Genomic DNA, 16,580 nt, shown 5'->3' on the forward strand with positions numbered 1-16,580 from the left:
CCTAGGCGCAAACGAACCGGTCGACTTCCAGCTGAAGCGCTCCGGCCCCTCCACGTGGGTCTCCCAGGACCCTCCGGTGATCGAGTTCTCGGCCTACGACGACGCCTTCACCGTCCCGGCCGCCGAACACTGCGGACCGCTCGCCGGCCCCCTCAACCGACGCCTCGGTCTGCCGGCGGCCGAAGGCAACCTGTTGTCCTACGACGCCTCGTACACCTTCAAGCCCTACGACCGCCTGCCCGCGCGGAATGACGACGAGACGCGGAACGGAGGGAGACTGTCGCACTGACGCGGACCGATCTCGCCGGACAGCAGGAGAGCCGGCCGACGGGTGCGGGGTCGGCCGTGTCCCGGGTCGCCGTCCGGCCGTTGCCGTGCCCTGTGCGTGCGTGCCCGGCTCAGCCCCGGTGCCGCAGCGCGTTCAGCAGGGCCGCCCCGCGTTCGGCGTCGTCCACGCTCACCGCGAAGTCGGTACGGCGGCCCCGGGCGCGTATGACCAGGCAGTCGCCCGCGCGGAGCATGACCGTGGTGCCGAGGCCGCTGAGGCGGTAGCCCCAGCCGCCGACCTGGGAGGGCAGCCGGCGCTCGGCGCAGGCGGACTCGATGGCGGCCAGGGGCCAACGGCGTGCCGGGCGGCCGAGCGGGCCGAACGACACCTCCAGGCCCGCTTCCGACACCTTCGCCTGCACCGAGGAGCAGAGGGCGCCACCGAGCGAGGTGGCGGCGCAGACCGCGCACACCGTCCACAGCACGGCGGGTTCGGCCGGGCCGAGGAGCAGGGTGACCAGCGCGCCCACGGCGATGAGGCCGGTCAGTGCGGCCAGCAGCTGCAGCCAGGGGTTGGCCGCGCGGGAGAACCACACCAGCCGTTCACCCTCGGGCAGCGGCAGCTCGGGGGACGGGGCGGGGGGCATGGGCGCGGTCCGGGTGGTGCTCAGCCGCCAGGCCACGACGCCCGCGACCGTCGCCAGGGCCAGAGACAGGGCCAGGACAACCCAGAGGGCGGGCTGGCGGGCCTGGTGCCAGTCGGTGCGGTCGAGGTTGGCGCGGACGACGGAGGCCTGTGCGCCGATGAGCACCGCCGCCGTGGGCGCCAGCACGATCGCCCGCCAGGGGCGTGCGGCCGGCCAGGAGCGGCGCCAGCGCACGTTCAGCGCGAGGGCGAGCAGCAGCCAGAGGCCGGCCGGGAACAGGCAGGCCGCCCACAGCGGCATCGAGCCGTCGGGGGCCGAGCCGCCGCTCCAGTGGGTGGCCAGCCGGTCGGGCAGCCGGTCGCGCGCGACCCAGGGCGAGCCCGCGAGCACCGCTGCGACAGCCACCGTGCCGGCCAGCGCCCCCGAGCGCGCGGTGCGGCTACGCCGGTCATTTCGGCCTGCTCCGTCGCGCCCGGAGTCGCGTCCACCGCCCGGACCGTCGCCGTGGCCGCCAGGCTCGTCCGTGTGCCCGCCGCGCCTGTCGTGCTCGTCCTCGAGCCCGTCGGTCATGTCATCGTCCCCCGGATCATCTCGATGAGGTCGGTGCGGCTGTAGCCGAGGCGGGAGGCATCCGCGATCAGTTCCCGCACCCTGATCTGCAGTCCGGAGTGCCGGGCCGCGCCTTCGGCGACGCTGATGCCCCGGCCTCTACGGAACTCCAGCAAGCCCTCGTCCCGCAGTTCGCGCAGGCCGCGCAGGACGGTGTTGACGTTGATGTCCAGGGTGGTGGAGAGATCGCGGGCCGAGGGCAGCCGGTCGCCTGCGCGGCACTCGCCCTCGGCGATGGCCCGCCGGATCGCCGCCGCGACCTGCTCGTGCAGGGGGCGGGTGTCGGTCTTGTCCAGACGCAGCAGCATGGTGCCAATGAGAATAGCATCATAAGTTTCATCACGTGCCCAATCGGCGGCGACCGCCCGGCCCGCACACGCGCACGGGCCCGCCGCTCGCGCGACGGGCCCGTTCAGTGCCTGAGGTGTGTCAGCCGAGCTTGGCGAAGCCGTAGTTGAGGAGCTTCTTCGCGTCCGCCTCGCGGTTCGGGATGGAGGTGGAGGCGAGGACGGTGCCGATGACGGTCTTGCCGTTGCGGGTGGCGGCGAAGACCAGGCAGTAGCCGGCCTCCGGGCCGGAGCCCGTCTTCACGCCGATGGTGCCGCTGTAGCTGCTGAGCAGCCCGTTGGTGTTGGTCCACGGGGCCATCGTGCGGATGCTGCCCGTCTTGGTGATCGTCTTGGCGGTGTACGACTTCGTCTTGACGATCGCGCGGAACATGGAGTTCTTCATCGCGCTGCCGGCGATTTTCGTCAGGTCGCGCGGGGTCGAGTAGTTGTTGCCGTTGCCGATGCCGTCGAAGGAGTCGAAGTGGGTGTTCTTCAGACCCAGGTTCTTCGCGGCGGTGTTCATCTTGCCGATGAAGTTGCTCACGCGCGCGGCGCGGGTGGAGCCGGAGCCGTAGGTGTCGGCGAGGGCGTAGGCGGCGTCGCAGCCGGACGGCAGCATCAGGCCGTACAGCAGCTGGCGGACGGTGACCTTGTCACCGACGATCAGGTGCGCCTGGGAGGCGTTGTTCTTGACGACGTAGTCGCTGTACGCCTTCTGGATCGTCACCTTCTTGTCGAGGTTGAGGTTCGACTGCGCGAGCACGACCTTGGCGGTCATGATCTTGGTGGTTGACCCGGTGGAGCGGCGGGTGTCCGCTGCCTTGGTGAACAGCGTCGTACCGCTCGCGTTGTTCATCGCGTAGCCGCCCTTGGCGATGATCGAGGGCGTGGTGACGGCCTGAGCGGGAGCTGCGGTGAGGGCGCCGGTCGCGAGCAGCGCGCCGGAGGTGACGGCGACGGCGGCGGCTCTGCGGCCGCGGGTGCTGCGGGTGCCCTTAATGCCGGTAATCAAAGTGATGTACCCCGATAGTCGTGAATGCCCCTGATGTGCGGCCGAGTTGAGGTGGCGAGAGCAAGCGGCCGCATGTCTGGGACACGTAAGTAGCACAGAAGGTTGCGCGGTTGCTGCGTGCGATCTTCGTCACATTCGACGTCGTGTTCGCGTCCCGTCCGGATGCTGGACGCCACCGTGGCATGCGTACGTGTTGTATCTATGCTGTAGCCATGAAGACGGCCGTACAGCAGCCGGCCCGCCGGCACGACAAGCCCCCGCCCGCCGCCGACCGCGTGTACGCCCATGTCAAGCAGGGTGTGCTCGACCGCCGCTACGAGGGCGGCACCCTGCTCACCGAGGGCGAGCTGGCCGAGGCCGTCGGGGTCTCGCGCACCCCCGTGCGCGAGGCGCTGCTGCGGCTGGAGGTCGAGGGCCTGATCCGGCTCTACCCGAAGAAGGGCGCGATGGTTCTGCCGGTCTCCGCGCAGGAGATCGCCGACGTGGTGGAGACTCGCCAGCTGGTCGAGGAGCACGCCGCGCGCAAGGCCGTACCCGCCCCGCCCGCACTGCTCGAACGGCTGACCGAACTGCTGGAGCAGCAGAAGGCGCAGGCCGCCGCCGGTGATCTGGCGGCTGCCGCGGTGACCGACCGCTGCTTCCACGCCGAGATCGTGCGCAGCGGCGGCAACGAGATCCTGTCCCGGCTCTACGACCAACTGCGTGACCGGCAACTGCGGATGGGGGTCGCCGTCATGCACTCCCACCCCGACCGGATCGCCAAGACGCTCGCCGAGCACGAGGAGATCCTCCGGGCGCTGCGTGCCGGGGACGCGGAGGCGGCGGTCGAGGTCGTGCACCGGCATGTGAGCTGGTTCGAGCACCTCGCGCGAGGTGAGGTCCGATGAGCGCTCCGGCACGGAACCTCACCCTTCCGGGTGATCCGCCGGGCGGTCGACGCGCCGTCACCGTGTGGTGTACAGGTGTCGCCGTCTACTTCGTCGCCGTCATCTTCCGTACGTCACTGGGGGTCGCGGGACTGGACGCGGCGGACCGCTTCCATGTGAACGCCTCCGCCCTGTCGACGTTCTCCATCCTCCAGTTGCTGGTCTACGCCGGCATGCAGATACCCGTCGGCCTGCTCGTCGACCGGCTCGGCACCAAGAAGGTGCTGAGCATCGGGGCGGTGCTGTTCACGGCCGGACAGCTGGGATTCGCCTTCTCCCCCTCCTACGGCACCGCCCTCGCCTCGCGTGCGCTGCTGGGCTGCGGTGACGCGATGACCTTCATCAGCGTGCTGCGGCTCGGCACCCGCTGGTTCCCGGCCCGGCGCGGGCCGCTGGTCGCGCAGCTCGCGGGACTGGCCGGCATGGCGGGCAACCTGGTCTCCACGCTGGTTCTGGCCCGGCTGCTGCACGGTGTCGGCTGGACCTGGGCGTTCGCCGGCAGCGCGCTCGCGGGTGTCGTCGTCCTCGTGCTGACGCTGCTGTTCCTCAAGGACCACCCCGAGGGGTACGAGCCCGAGCCCGTCGCACACCAGGGCGCGGCGTACGTCCGTCGGCAGATCGCGGCGGCCTGGCGGGAGCCGGGGACGCGGCTCGGACTGTGGGTGCACTTCACCACCCAGTTCCCGGCGATGGTGTTCCTGCTGCTGTGGGGCCTGCCCTTCCTGGTGCAGGCGCAGGGGCTCAGCCGGGCCACGGCCGGCGAACTGCTCACCCTGGTCGTGCTGTCCAACATGGTCATCGGTCTTGTCTACGGTCAGATAGTCGCCCGGCATCATGCGGCGCGACTGCCGCTGGCGCTCGGGACCGTGGGGGCGACGGCGGCCCTGTGGGCGTCGACCCTGGCCTTCCCCGGGGCGCACGCACCGATGTGGCTGTTGGTCGTGCTGTGCACGGTGCTGGGTGCCTGTGGGCCGGCCTCGATGATCGGGTTCGACTTCGCTCGGCCGGCGAATCCGCCCGAGCGGCAGGGGACGGCGTCGGGGATCACCAACATGGGTGGTTTCGTCGCCTCGATGACGACGCTGTTCGCGGTCGGGGTGTTGCTGGACGCCACGGGGGACGACTACGGCGTCGCGTTCTCGGCGGTGTTCGTGTTGCAGGCACTCGGGGTGTCGCAGATCCTGCGGTTGCGGGGGCGGGCGGCTCGGCGTGAGCGCGAGCGGCTGGTGGCGAGCCGGGTGGAAACGGTGCACGTCCCGGCGGCCTAGGGGGCCTGTCTGGCATCCAGTCGCCCGAGCAGCCGTCCGGCTCCCCACCGCCGATGCGTCCGTGTCCCGACCGCTCGCGCCTGCGGGGCCTCCGCTCGACCCGCCGCCCGCGGCGCCTTCGCGCACGGCTCCCCGAGTTCTGGGTCCCCCGTAGTGCCCGGCGACGCTACGGCGTCACCGTGAAGTTCGCCAGGATCGCTGCCGTCAGGTCCGGGTCACCCTCCGTCTTGACGCGATCGGCCACCGCCTCGGGGGAGACGCGGCCACAGGCGAGGCGCACGTAGGTCTCCCAGTCGAGGGTGAGGGTGGCGGCGGGGCCGAGGGCCGGGGTGGTTTCCAGGGTGCCTCGGCCCTGGATGTCGACGCGGACCGTGCGCAGGAACTCCACCGGGCCGTGCACGTCGAAGACGATGGCCGAGCTGCGCGGGGCGCCCGCGTCCTTGGCGACGACCTTGGGGAGCGTGTCCAGGAGGACGTCGCGGGTCACGTACGCACCCGGCGAGTCCAGGTTGCCGGGGAGGCCGAGGGCCGTGCGCAGGTCCTGCTCGTGCACCCACACGTCGAAGGCGCGGGCACGGTAGGCGTGTTCCAGCGTGATCTCCGTGCCGAGCGGGCCGCGCACCGTGGTGCCGGGGTCGCGGGACTCGTTGCGCAGCTGGCGGTTGCGGCGGATGACCGTGTACTCCAGTTCGGCCGTCATCTCCGGCGCGGTGTGGTGGCGGCGGACGTCGACCTGCATCTCCATGTACCGCTGGTGCTCGGTCGTGACGTGGAAGAGGTCGCGGGGGAGGGAGTGGATCGGGCGCGGGTCGCCGAGCATCTCGCAGTCCATGCCGATGATGTGGGACACGATGTCCCGGACCGACCAACCCGGGCAGGGGGTCCGCCGGTTCCACTCGCCCTCGACGAGCGGCTGCACCATCTCGGATATCGCTTCGATGGAGTGCGTCCAGGCGTCGGCGTAGGGCTGGAGGGTGGGATGCAGACTCACGGAACGGGACCCCTCGGCGGTCGGTACACGGGCAGGTTGTGGCGGCGTGGGCAGCGCGCGGCGGCACTCCGGCGGGCGTCTAGGAGGCTAAGTTACGCTGCCCGCAGGCACCCCGGCAGTGCTTTCGTGTGACGATCGTAGGCCTGTGTGGACGACTCGAATGCCAGGACGGTGGTAGTGTGCGCGCCTCGCTGATCCAGATCGCTGTGAACGAGGACGAATCGGTCGACTCCCGACGGCAGCGGGTGGCCGCACTGGTCCGGGATCAGGCCGGTGCCGACCTCGTGGTCCTGCCGGAACTGTGGACCACCGGTGCCTTCGCCTACGAGGAGTTCGGGCGCGAGGCCGAGCCGCTGGAGGGGCCGACGCACGAGGCGATGGCCAAGGCGGCGAGCGACGCGGGCGTGTGGCTGCACGCCGGGTCGATTCCCGAGCGGGACCCCGAAGGGCCGCTCTACAACACCTCTCTCGTCTTCTCCCCCTCCGGTGGACTGGCCGCCGCCTACCGCAAGATCCATCGCTTCGGCTTCGACAAGGGTGAGGCCGTGCTGATGGGCGCCGGCCGGGAACGGGTGACGGTCCGGCTGCCCGGGACCACGCTCGGCCTGGCCACCTGCTACGACCTCCGTTTCCCCGAACTCTTCCGTGCCCTGGTCGACGCCGGCGCCGAGGCCCTGGTGATCCCGGCGGGCTGGCCCGAGCGGCGACGGGCGCACTGGACGCTGCTGGCTCAGGCGCGGGCGGTGGAGAACCAGGCCTTCGTCCTCGCGTGCGGGACGGCCGGGACCCACGCGGGGGTTCCCCAGGCGGGTCGTTCGATCGTGGTGGATCCGTGGGGTGAGGTGCTCGCCGAGGCTGGCCCGGACGAGGAGGTTCTCACCGTCGAGTTCGACCCCTCGAAGGTGACGGCCACCCGCGAGCAGTTCCCGGCGCTGAAGGACCGCGTACTGGGACTGGAGCCCCCGCGGCGCTAGGCCCCGTCGTCGGACTCCCGTCGTCCGCCCGCAGGGCAGGCGGGAGTCCGACGACAGGACCCAGCGGGCGGGCGGCCGAACGCCGTCAGTCGTCCTCCCGTTCCTTCTGCGCCAGGTGGATCACGCACACCGCCACCGCGATCAGCAGGGCCGGGTCGGCGTCCTCGCGCACGATGTCGATCCCATAGGTGTCGCGCAGGGTGAGCCGGCGGCGGGAGATCACGGCGAGGAGTTCGCCGTCGTACTCGATGGCGAACTCGTGGTCGAGGATCCTGCCGCTGACGTCCAGTTCGGTGCCGTCGACCAGGGTCACCCGGTAGTGGTGGCGCAGCAGGGACAGGCGTTTGCGCCTGATGGTCGCCAGGCCCTCGCCGTCCCGCTCGATCACCATGGTGTCGCGCAGCGCGAACATCTTCTGATGGATGTCGATGAGCACGCGCCCGTGGGCGTCCTTCAGCTGGAAGGTGTCCCGCAGCCGCATGGCCTTGCCGTCGACGAGGAAGACCTTGCGGCCGTGCTCGTCCTGGATCCAGTAGTCCTCACCGATGCCGAGCAGCCGGTCGTGTACGAGAAGTCTCATGCGCGTACCGTTCCCCGCCGCGCGTCGGTCATCACGGCACCCCCTGCCCGAAGCGCCTCCGGTACGCCGACGGGCTGAGCCCCGTCTCCCGGCGCAGCCGCGCCCGCAGGTTGGCCGTCGTACCCAGGCCGCTGCGGGCCGCGACGACGTCCAGGCGCTCCTCGCCCCGCTCGATCAGCCGGCAGGCCAGTGCCACCCGCTCCGTCGTGAGCCAGGCCAGCGGGGTCGTGCCGAGCTGGGCACGGAAGCGCCGGTGCAGGGTGGCGGGACTGACGGCCGCGCGGGCGGCGAGATCCGCCACCGTCATCGGCTCGTCCAGCCGTTCCTGCGCCCAGGCCAGCAGGGGGCCGAGCGACTCGTCGGGTACGTCGGGCACCGGCCGCTCCACGAACTGCCGCTGGCCGCCGTCGCGGTGGGCGGCGAAGACCAGGCGCCGGGAGACGGCGTTGGCGAGTTCGGCGCCGTGGTCGCGGCGCCAGATGTGCAGCCCGAGGTCGAGCGCGGCCGCGCTGCCGGCGGCGGTGAGGACGTCGCCCTCGTCGACGAAGAGCACGTCCGGCTCCAGCAGCACCTTGGGATGCAGGTCCCGGAAGGTGTCCGCCCACATCCAGTGGGTGGTGGCCCGGCGCCCGTCCAGCAGCCCCGCCTCGGCGAGGGCGAAACTGCCCGTGCAGAAGCTGACGATGCGCGCCCCGCGCGCGTGCGTGCGCCGGACGGCATCCAGGACGTCGGCACCGCGCGGCACGACGTTGTCGGGGCGTCCCGGTACGACCAGGGTGTCGGCGTCGTCCACCGCCTCCAGGCCGGGTACGCCGGTCATCGTGAAGAAGCCGTGGTTCATCCGGGTGCGCGGGGCGGGCGCGCACAGCGTCACGGCGTACAGCGGACCCGGAAGCCCCAGTTCGGGCCTGGGCAGTCCGAACAGCTCGGTGGCGACGCCGACCTCGAAGGGGTTGGTGCCCGCGTCCACGATCACGACGACCCGGTGCGGCGGCCCGGACCGGTGTGGTCGCTGAGAGGATCCTTGCGACATATGCGATTCCTAGCACTCGTCCGGTGGTACCGGAACCCCGCACGATGAGCGCATGGAACCCGAGGAACCCATCTGCCAACCCATCTGTCTGGACAAGGCGCTCGCCTCCTTCGACGAGTGCTGGAGCCCGCGTATCGTCGCCGTCGTCAACGACTACGACGTCCGGATCGCCAAGTTCGAGGGCGAGCACGTCTGGCACGTGCACGAGGACACCGACGAGTTCTTCCTGGTCCTCGGCGGCGAGGTGCACCTGGGTCTGCGCGAGTCGGCCGGGGAGCGCACCGTCGTGCTGACCAGGGGCTCGGTGTTCACCGTCCCGCGGGGCACCTATCACAGGCCTTCCGCTGCCGAGCGCGCCGAAGTCCTCCTCTTCGAGCCCACCGGCACCCTCTCGGTCGGCGACCGGCACGAGGAGGTGCCCGGCCACGTGGACGTGACCACCGGGCACGTGCTGACGTGACACGCATCCGTTCACTACCTGCCCAGGTGAGGGCCGCGAGGAATAGCCCGGACCCGGGCGTGGTTGGTCCGGATCATGGCAAGACATGCACGCGTTCGCGCCCCCGAACTGATCGGCAGGGGTGGCTGGGTCAACACCGGTGACAAGGAGCTCGGTCTCGCCGAGCTCCGAGGGCGCATCGTAATTGTTGATTTCTGGACATTTTGTTGCGTGAACTGCCTGCACGTCCTGGACGAGCTGCGCGAGCTGGAGGAGAAGCACCGGGACACGGTGGTGATCATCGGGGTGCACTCGCCGAAGTTCGTGCACGAGGCCGAGCACCAGGCGGTCGTGGACGCGGTGGAGCGCTACGGCGTGGAGCACCCGGTGCTGGACGACCCGGAGCTCGTCACCTGGAAGCAGTACGCGGTCCGTGCCTGGCCGACCCTGGTGGTGATCGACCCCGAGGGGTACGTCGTCGCGCAGCACGCGGGCGAGGGGCACGCGCACGCCATCGAGCGGCTGGTCGAGGAGCTGGAGGCGGAGCACGAGGCGAAGGGCACGCTGCGGCGCGGGGACGGACCGTACGTGCCGCCGGAGCCCGAGCCCACGACCCTGCGGTTCCCGGGCAAGGCGCTACTGCTGCCGTCGGGGAACTTCCTGGTCAGCGACACCACCCGGCACCAGCTGGTGGAGCTGGCCGAGGATGCCGAGACCGTCGTACGGCGCATCGGCTCCGGTTCGCGCGGCTTCTCGGACGGCGGCCCGGAGCAGGCGTCCTTCAGCGAGCCGCAGGGGCTCGCCCTGCTCGACGACGGCGCGGTGGTGGTGGCCGACACCGTCAACCACGCCCTGCGCCGCCTCGACCTGCTCTCCGGCGAGGTGAGCACCCTGGCCGGCACCGGGCGGCAGTGGTGGCAGGGGTCCGCCACCTCCGGGCCGGCCCGGGAGGTCGACCTCTCCTCTCCGTGGGACGTGGCGGTGTTCGACGGCAAGGTGTGGATCGCGATGGCGGGCGTCCACCAGCTGTGGACGTACGACCCCGGGACGGGCACGGTCGGCGTGGCGGCGGGCACCACCAACGAGGGTCTGGTGGACGGGCCCGGTGCCGAGGCCTGGTTCGCCCAGCCCTCCGGCCTCGCGGCGACCGCCGAGCGGCTGTGGCTGGCCGACTCGGAGACGAGCGCCCTGCGCTGGGTGGACCTGGACGGGCACGTCCACACCGCGGTCGGCACCGGTCTGTTCGACTTCGGGCACCGGGACGGCGCCGCCGAACAGGCCCTGCTCCAGCATCCGCTGGGCGTGACGGCCCTCCCCGACGGCTCGGTGGCGGTCGCCGACACCTACAACCACGCCCTGCGGCGCTACGATCCGGCGACCGGTGAGGTCACCACGCTGGCCACGGATCTGCGCGAGCCCGGCGACGCCGTGCTCGTGGGCGAGGACATCGTGGTGGTCGAGTCGGCCCGGCACCGGCTGACCCGGCTGCGGCTGCCCGAGGAGGCGGTGCGGGTGGAGGCGGTCGCCCACCGCACCCGGCGGGCGGCGACCGAGGTCGCCCCCGGCAGACTCCGGCTGGACGTCGTCTTCCAGGCACCGGCCGGCCAGAAACTGGACACCCGGTACGGTCCCGCCACCCGCCTCCTGGTCTCCTCCACCCCGCCCGCGCTGCTGGTCGGGGGCGAGGGCGCGGGCACGGACCTCTCCCGCGTCCTGGAGCTGAACCCGAAGATCACGGAGGGCGTCCTGCACGTCTCCGCCATGGCGGCGAGCTGCGACGACGACCCGGCCGGGGGAGAGTACCCGGCGTGCCACGTCCACCAGCAGGACTGGGGCGTCCCGGTCCGCCTCACAGCGGGCGGCGCGCACCGCCTGCCACTCGTCCTGGCCGGGATGGACCAGGAGTAGGCGGGCAGTTCCACCGGATCCCCCGCTGTCCTCAGACGCCGTAGCCGTCGCTGTAGCCGTCGACGTGGTGGTGATGGTGGTGCGGTTCCTCCTCCACGACCGGTGTCGGCGGGACCACGACCCGCCGGCGCCGCGCGATACCGCTGAACGTCGCGACGCCGATCAGGCCCACGGCCATCAGAATCACGCCCACGACGTCGAGGTTGACGCCGCGCATGTGCCAGTTGGTCGCGAACGTGAGGATGGCCCCCACGGCGATGAGGATGATGCACCCTCCGAGCCCCATGAGAAGTCGCCTCCCCTTTCGGTTCCGGAATCTCCGGTGCCCTCCGGGTACCCGGCCGGGCCCCGACTAGTGCCCCGGCAGGCAACGTCTGCCCGTCAAGGAGCGTCGTGACGGTGCGAACGTCGCCCTAGCCGTCGGCGTTCTCCCGATCAGCCCTCCAGAAAGGCAGTCAGGGCGTTGGCCAGCAGGAACGGGTCGTCGGCACCGCACAGTTCACGCACGCTGTGCATCGACAGGATCGCCACGCCGATGTCCACGGTCCTGATGCCGTGCCGGGCCGCGGTGATGGGGCCGATCGTGGTGCCGCACGGCATGGAGTTGTTGGAGACGAAGGACTGGAACGGCACGCCCGCCCGCTCGCAGGCGGCGGCGAACACCGCGCGGCCCGAACCGTCCGTCGCATAGCGGTTGTTGACGTTGACCTTGAGGATCGGGCCGCCGTTGACCCGCGGGTGGTGCGTCGGGTCGTGCCGCTCCGCGTAGTTGGGGTGGACGGCGTGGCCCGTGTCGGAGGACAGGCAGACCGTGCCGGCGAAGGCGCGCGCCCGGTCCTCGAAGGAGCCGCCGCGGGCGAGGACCGAGCGCTCCAGCACCGTGCCGAGCAGCGGGCCGTCGGCACCGGTGTCGGACTGGGAGCCGTTCTCCTCGTGGTCGAAGGCGGCCAGCACGGGGATGCAGGTGAGCCGGGCGCCGGAGCCGGCGACGGCGGCCAGCGCGGCCGTGCCCGCGTGCACCGACAGCAGGTTGTCCATCCGCGGGCCGGCGAGCAGTTCCCGGTCCCGGCCGAGGTAGGCGGGGGCGTCCACGGGGTGCGTCATCAGGTCCCAGCCGGTGACCGAGCCGGCCGCGAGCCCGGCCTCCTGCTCCAGGAAGGCGATCAGGTCGCCGTCGCTGACGTCGTCGCCGAGGCCCCAGACCGGCTGCAGATGGCGCTGCTTGTCGAGCTTGAGACCCTCGCTGCTGACCGAACGGTCCAGGTGGATGGCGAGTTGGGGGACGCGCAGCAGCGGCCGGTCCACGTTCACCAGGACCGTGGAGCCGTCACGCAGGCTCAGCCGGCCTGCCAGGCCCAGGTCGCGGTCCAGCCAGGAGTTCATCAGCGGGCCGCCGTAGATCTCGACGGCGACCTGCCGCCAGCCGTGCGCCCCGCTGTCCGGGCGCGGCTTGATCCTCAGGTTCGGGGAGTCGGTGTGGGCGCCGATGATGTGGAACGGGGTGTGCGCCTCGGCGCCCTCGGGGACGTACCAGGCGATGATCGCGCCGCCGCGCAGCACGTACTTGCCGCCCTTGGTGCCGTCCCAGGCGTCCGTCTCGGCGACCTGCCGGAAGCCGGCCTTCTCCAGCCGTTCGGCGGCGGCCGCCACGGCGTGGTACGGCGTCGGACCGGCCGCGAGGAAGGACATCAGGTCGTCGGTGTGGCCGCGGTCGAAGCGGACTGGTGCGCTCATGGATTCACCTTAACGACGTGCACGGGCCCGCTCCCGGAAAGGGAGCGGGCCCGCACAGGGTATCTACAGGGCTCTAGAACGCGGCCTCGTCCAGCTCCATCAGGTCGAGCTCCACACCGGAGGCGACCTTGCGGGCGAGGGTGACGCCCGGCAGGACGTTCGCCGCGAAGAACTTCGCCGCGGCGATCTTGCCGGTGTAGAACACCTTGTCCTTGGCGGAGGCCGTGGCCAGCTTCTCGGCGGCGACCGCGGCGCCCTTGAGCAGCAGGTAGCCGACGACGACGTCACCGGAGGCCATGAGCAGGCGGGTGGTGTTCAGGCCCACCTTGTAGATGTTCTTGGTGTCCTGCTCGGTGGCGGCGAGGTCGGTCAGCATCAGGCCGACGATCGCCTCCAGCTCCACGGCCGCCTTCGCCAGGTGCTCGCGGGCGCCGGCCAGCTCCTCGCCCCCGGTGCCGAGCGCCAGGAACTTCTTGATGTCCTCGGCGAGGGAGTTCAGCGCGGCACCCTGGTTGCGGACGATCTTCCGGAAGAAGAAGTCCTGGCCCTGGATCGCGGTGGTGCCCTCGTACAGGGTGTCGATCTTGGAGTCCCGGATGTACTGCTCGATCGGGTACTCCTGCAGGAAGCCGGAGCCGCCGAAGGTCTGCAGCGACTGGGCGAGCTGCTCGTAGCCCTTCTCGGAGCCGTAGCCCTTGACGATCGGCAGCAGCAGGTCGTTCAGCGCGTGCTCGGCGGAGGCGTCCTCGCCGGCGGCCTCCTTGATCTGGATCGCGTCCTGGACCGAGGCGGTGTACATCACCAGGGCGCGCATGCCCTCGGCGTACGCCTTCTGCGTCATCAGCGAGCGGCGCACGTCCGGGTGGTGGGTGATGGTGACCTTCGGCGCGGTCTTGTCCATGAAGTTCGCCAGGTCGGGACCCTGGACGCGCTCCTTGGCGTACTCCAGCGCGTTCAGGTAGCCGGTGGACAGCGTGGAGATCGCCTTCGTGCCGACCATCATGCGGGCGAACTCGATGATGCGGAACATCTGGCGGATGCCGTCGTGCTTGTCGCCGATGAGCCAGCCCTTGGCGGGGTGCTTGTCGCCGAAGGTCATCTCGCAGGTGTTGGACGCCTTCAGGCCCATCTTGTGCTCGACGTTGGTGGCGTAGACGCCGTTGCGCTCGCCCAGTTCGCCGGTCTCGAAGTCGAACAGGTACTTCGGCACGAGGAAGAGGGACAGGCCCTTGGTGCCCGGGCCGGCGCCCTCGGGACGCGCGAGCACGTAGTGGAGGATGTTCTCCGACATGTCGTGCTCACCCGAGGTGATGAAGCGCTTCACGCCCTCGATGTGCCAGGAGCCGTCCTCCTGCTGGATCGCCTTGGTGCGGCCGGCGCCCACGTCGGAGCCCGCGTCGGGCTCGGTGAGCACCATGGTGGAACCCCACTGCCTGTCCACGGCGATCTTCGCTATGTGCTTCTGGGCCTCGTTGCCCTCCTCGAAGAGGATGCCGGCGAACGCGGGGCCGGAGGAGTACATCCACACGGCCGGGTTGGCGCCCAGGATCAGCTCGGCGTAGGCCCAGATCAGGGAGCGCGGCGAGGTGGTGCCGCCGATCTCCTCGGGCAGGCCGAGCCGCCAGTACTCGGAGTCCATGAAGGCCTGGTAGCTCTTCTTGAAGGACGCCGGGACCGGCGCGGTGTTGGTCTCCGGGTCGAAGACGGGCGGGTTGCGGTCGGCGTCGGCGAAGGACTCGGCCAGCTCGTTCTCCGAGAGGCGGGTCATCTCCTCCAGGATGCTCTTCGCGGTGTCGACGTCCATCTCCTCGAACGGGCCGGTGCCGTACACCTTGTCGCGCCCCAGTACTTCGAAGAGGTTGAACTCGATGTCGCGGAGATTCGCCTTGTAGTGCCCCATGGTCACGGCTCCGTAGAGGGTCGGCGAGGCACTGACTCCTCGCACCTAGTTCACGTACCAACAAGTGGCCACGATGATGCTACCCGTCGGTAATAAGAAGCAAGCCCCGCCCGCGCAAGTGTGAGAAGGGTCTACTCCTCCGTGCTCGGGAACCGGGTGGTGTGTACGCCCGTGAGCAGCGTGTGAGCGCGGGCGCCGAGCAGTCCGCGTGCCCGGCGAAAGACGGGTGACCGCCCGGTATGCGCACGGTCCGGCCTTCCGGCCGGCGGGAAGTTCTCCAGTGCCCCGCCGCGCCGCTCCCCCTCGGTACTCTTGCGCCATGTACGGATACGGCCAGCCCATGGACGGCGCCGCCCAGCAGCAGTACGCTCCGCCGCAGCAGCAGATGCCGGGCGGCGCCGGCGGGTACGGCCAGCAGTCGCCGCTCTACCCGGAGCCGTCCCCGCCCTCGCTCGCGGACGCGGTGCGCGCCTTCACCACCGGGCAGATGTCCGCCGAGGACTTCCAGCAGATCTTCGCCACGTCGAAGGTGTACTGCCCGCGCGGCGACACCCCCGGCTTCCTGGCCCTGCACAACACCCAGCAGCCGGTGATCCCGATGTTCACCTCGCTGAAGGAGCTGCGCAGGTACGCGGGCAAGGAGTCCAAGTACTTCGTCATCACCGGCGCCGAGGTGATCGACCTGCTGCCCACCGGCTACGGCTTCGTCCTGGACATGGAGGGCGAGCACCGGATGGTGTTCGACGCAAAGGCGGTCGAGCAGATGGTCGACTTCGCGATGCGCCGGATGTACGGCTGACCGCCGTCGCCGCGCCGGAGCCCGGAGGGAATGCCCTCCGGGCTCGTTCTGTTAGGGGTGGCAGAAAGTTCAACGCTCAACTAAACTGGATGCACAAGGAGGTACCCGACCATGCCTGCAGTGACCGTCGAGAACCCGTTGACGCTGCCCCGCGTGACCGCTCCCGCCGACGCCGTGGCGCGTCCCGTGCTGGCGGTCACGACCGCTCCGAGCGGGTTCGAGGGTGAGGGCTTCCCGGTGCGCCGGGCTTTCGCAGGGATCAACTACCGCCACCTCGACCCGTTCATCATGATGGACCAGATGGGCGAGGTGGAGTACGCGCCGGGCGAGCCCAAGGGCACCCCCTGGCACCCGCACCGCGGCTTCGAGACCGTCACCTACATCATCGACGGGATCTTCGACCACCAGGACTCCAACGGCGGTGGCGGCACCATCACCAACGGCGACACCCAGTGGATGACCGCGGGCTCCGGCCTGCTGCACATCGAGGCCCCGCCGGAGGCCCTGGTGGTGTCCGGTGGCCTCTTCCACGGCCTGCAGCTGTGGGTGAACCTCCCGGCCCGGGACAAGATGATGGCGCCGAGGTACCAGGACATCCGCGCCGGCAACGTCCAGCTGCTCACCTCCCCCGACGGTGGCGCGCTGCTGCGGGTCATCGCGGGCGAGCTGGACGGCCACAAGGGTCCCGGCATCACCCACACCCCGATCACGATGATCCACGCGACCCTGGCGCCGGGCGCCGAGCTGACCCTGCCCTGGCGGGAGGACTTCAACGGCCTGGCCTACGTCCTCGCGGGCCGCGGCAGCGTCGGCACCGAGCGTCGGCCCGTCCACCTCGGTCAGACCGCCGTGTTCGGCGCCGGGGGCTCGCTGACCGTCCGCGCGGACGAGAAGCAGGACTCCCACACCCCGGACCTGGAGGTCGTGCTGCTGGGCGGGCAGCCGATCCGTGAGCCCATGGCGCACTACGGCCCGTTCGTCATGAACACCAAGGACGAGCTGATGCAGGCCTTCGAGGACTTCCAGAAGGGCCGGCTGGGCACGATCCCGGCGGTGCACGGCATGACGGAGAGCGGCCCGCAGGGCTGATGACCGGTACCGGCACCGGCTGGACGCGGGTGCCGGTACGGCCTCACCCGCCCGGCGCCGTGGGCAGGACACCCG

General features: G+C 70.8%; 16 protein-coding genes and 1 pseudogene. 8 read left to right on the forward strand and 9 right to left on the reverse strand.

Annotated elements, in window-relative coordinates:
- Positions 1–289 (forward strand): annotated as a pseudogene (locus AC5WRT_RS28900) (hypothetical protein); the annotation flags it as partial.
- A 109-nt stretch (positions 290–398) separates the two neighbouring features.
- Here AC5WRT_RS28900 and AC5WRT_RS28905 read toward each other — a convergent pair.
- The 3 genes from AC5WRT_RS28905 to AC5WRT_RS28915 all read right to left on the reverse strand — a co-directional run bounded on the left by AC5WRT_RS28905 (position 399) and on the right by AC5WRT_RS28915 (position 2,864).
- Positions 399–1,484 carry a DUF1648 domain-containing protein gene (locus tag AC5WRT_RS28905; RefSeq protein WP_496092255.1) on the reverse strand — a complete coding sequence of 362 codons (1,086 nt, stop codon included), beginning with the start codon at positions 1,482–1,484 and terminating at the stop codon, positions 399–401.
- Complete coding sequence (locus AC5WRT_RS28910; RefSeq protein WP_496100759.1) at positions 1,481–1,831, reverse strand: GntR family transcriptional regulator; 351 nt, start codon at positions 1,829–1,831, stop codon at positions 1,481–1,483. The genes AC5WRT_RS28905 and AC5WRT_RS28910 overlap by 4 nt, the downstream gene beginning before the upstream one ends.
- A gap of 121 nt (positions 1,832–1,952) precedes the next feature.
- Entirely contained in the window at positions 1,953–2,864 is a 912-nt protein-coding gene (locus AC5WRT_RS28915) for a D-alanyl-D-alanine carboxypeptidase family protein (protein ID WP_496092257.1), read from the reverse strand.
- 212 nt (positions 2,865–3,076) lie between these two features.
- Between AC5WRT_RS28915 and AC5WRT_RS28920 the strand changes: the two genes are divergently transcribed.
- The gene (locus AC5WRT_RS28920; protein ID WP_496092258.1) at positions 3,077–3,751 is read left to right on the forward strand and encodes a GntR family transcriptional regulator; all 675 of its coding nucleotides are present in this window, start codon (positions 3,077–3,079) and stop codon (positions 3,749–3,751) included.
- Positions 3,748–5,058, forward strand: coding sequence for an MFS transporter (locus AC5WRT_RS28925; protein ID WP_496092259.1), 1,311 nt, complete (start codon positions 3,748–3,750; stop codon positions 5,056–5,058). The genes AC5WRT_RS28920 and AC5WRT_RS28925 overlap by 4 nt, the downstream gene beginning before the upstream one ends.
- Positions 5,059–5,224: 166 nt before the next feature.
- Here AC5WRT_RS28925 and AC5WRT_RS28930 read toward each other — a convergent pair whose 3' ends face one another.
- Complete coding sequence (locus tag AC5WRT_RS28930) at positions 5,225–6,049, reverse strand: maleylpyruvate isomerase family mycothiol-dependent enzyme (protein WP_496100760.1); 825 nt, start codon at positions 6,047–6,049, stop codon at positions 5,225–5,227.
- 179 nt (positions 6,050–6,228) lie between these two features.
- Here AC5WRT_RS28930 and AC5WRT_RS28935 point away from each other — a divergent pair, with 179 nt between their 5' ends.
- A complete protein-coding gene (locus tag AC5WRT_RS28935) occupies positions 6,229–7,023 on the forward strand; it encodes a carbon-nitrogen family hydrolase (protein ID WP_496092261.1) in 795 nt (264 codons plus the stop codon).
- 85 nt (positions 7,024–7,108) lie between these two features.
- Here AC5WRT_RS28935 and AC5WRT_RS28940 read toward each other — a convergent pair whose 3' ends face one another.
- Together AC5WRT_RS28940 and AC5WRT_RS28945 are read right to left on the reverse strand one after the other, a co-directional pair.
- The gene (locus tag AC5WRT_RS28940) at positions 7,109–7,603 is read right to left on the reverse strand and encodes an LURP-one-related/scramblase family protein (protein ID WP_496092262.1); all 495 of its coding nucleotides are present in this window, start codon (positions 7,601–7,603) and stop codon (positions 7,109–7,111) included.
- 31 nt (positions 7,604–7,634) lie between these two features.
- Positions 7,635–8,636, reverse strand: a complete 1,002-nt coding sequence (locus AC5WRT_RS28945; RefSeq protein ID WP_496092263.1) for a GlxA family transcriptional regulator — start codon at positions 8,634–8,636, stop codon at positions 7,635–7,637.
- A 52-nt stretch (positions 8,637–8,688) separates the two neighbouring features.
- Between AC5WRT_RS28945 and AC5WRT_RS28950 the strand changes: the two genes are divergently transcribed.
- On the forward strand, positions 8,689–9,096 hold the full coding sequence (locus tag AC5WRT_RS28950; RefSeq protein ID WP_496092264.1) for a cupin domain-containing protein: 408 nt from the start codon (positions 8,689–8,691) through the stop codon (positions 9,094–9,096).
- Between the two features lie 75 nt (positions 9,097–9,171).
- A complete protein-coding gene (locus AC5WRT_RS28955; RefSeq protein WP_496100761.1) occupies positions 9,172–10,983 on the forward strand; it encodes an NHL domain-containing thioredoxin family protein in 1,812 nt (603 codons plus the stop codon).
- A 31-nt stretch (positions 10,984–11,014) separates the two neighbouring features.
- Here AC5WRT_RS28955 and AC5WRT_RS28960 read toward each other — a convergent pair whose 3' ends face one another.
- The 3 genes from AC5WRT_RS28960 to AC5WRT_RS28970 form a co-directional block, all read right to left on the reverse strand.
- Positions 11,015–11,269, reverse strand: coding sequence for a hypothetical protein (locus tag AC5WRT_RS28960; RefSeq protein WP_496092266.1), 255 nt, complete (start codon positions 11,267–11,269; stop codon positions 11,015–11,017).
- 149 nt (positions 11,270–11,418) lie between these two features.
- Positions 11,419–12,717 (reverse strand): M18 family aminopeptidase, encoded by a 1,299-nt coding sequence (locus AC5WRT_RS28965; RefSeq protein WP_496092267.1) that lies wholly within the window; start codon positions 12,715–12,717, stop codon positions 11,419–11,421.
- Positions 12,718–12,790: 73 nt separating this feature from the next.
- On the reverse strand, positions 12,791–14,617 hold the full coding sequence (locus AC5WRT_RS28970) for an acyl-CoA dehydrogenase (protein WP_496092268.1): 1,827 nt from the start codon (positions 14,615–14,617) through the stop codon (positions 12,791–12,793).
- Between the two features lie 319 nt (positions 14,618–14,936).
- Here AC5WRT_RS28970 and AC5WRT_RS28975 point away from each other — a divergent pair, with 319 nt between their 5' ends.
- Entirely contained in the window at positions 14,937–15,416 is a 480-nt protein-coding gene (locus AC5WRT_RS28975; protein WP_496092269.1) for an SseB family protein, read from the forward strand.
- 111 nt (positions 15,417–15,527) lie between these two features.
- On the forward strand, positions 15,528–16,505 hold the full coding sequence (locus AC5WRT_RS28980) for a pirin family protein (protein ID WP_496092270.1): 978 nt from the start codon (positions 15,528–15,530) through the stop codon (positions 16,503–16,505).
- Positions 16,506–16,580 lie beyond the last annotated feature (75 nt).

The organism is Streptomyces sp. NTD91 (genome assembly GCF_059510455.1).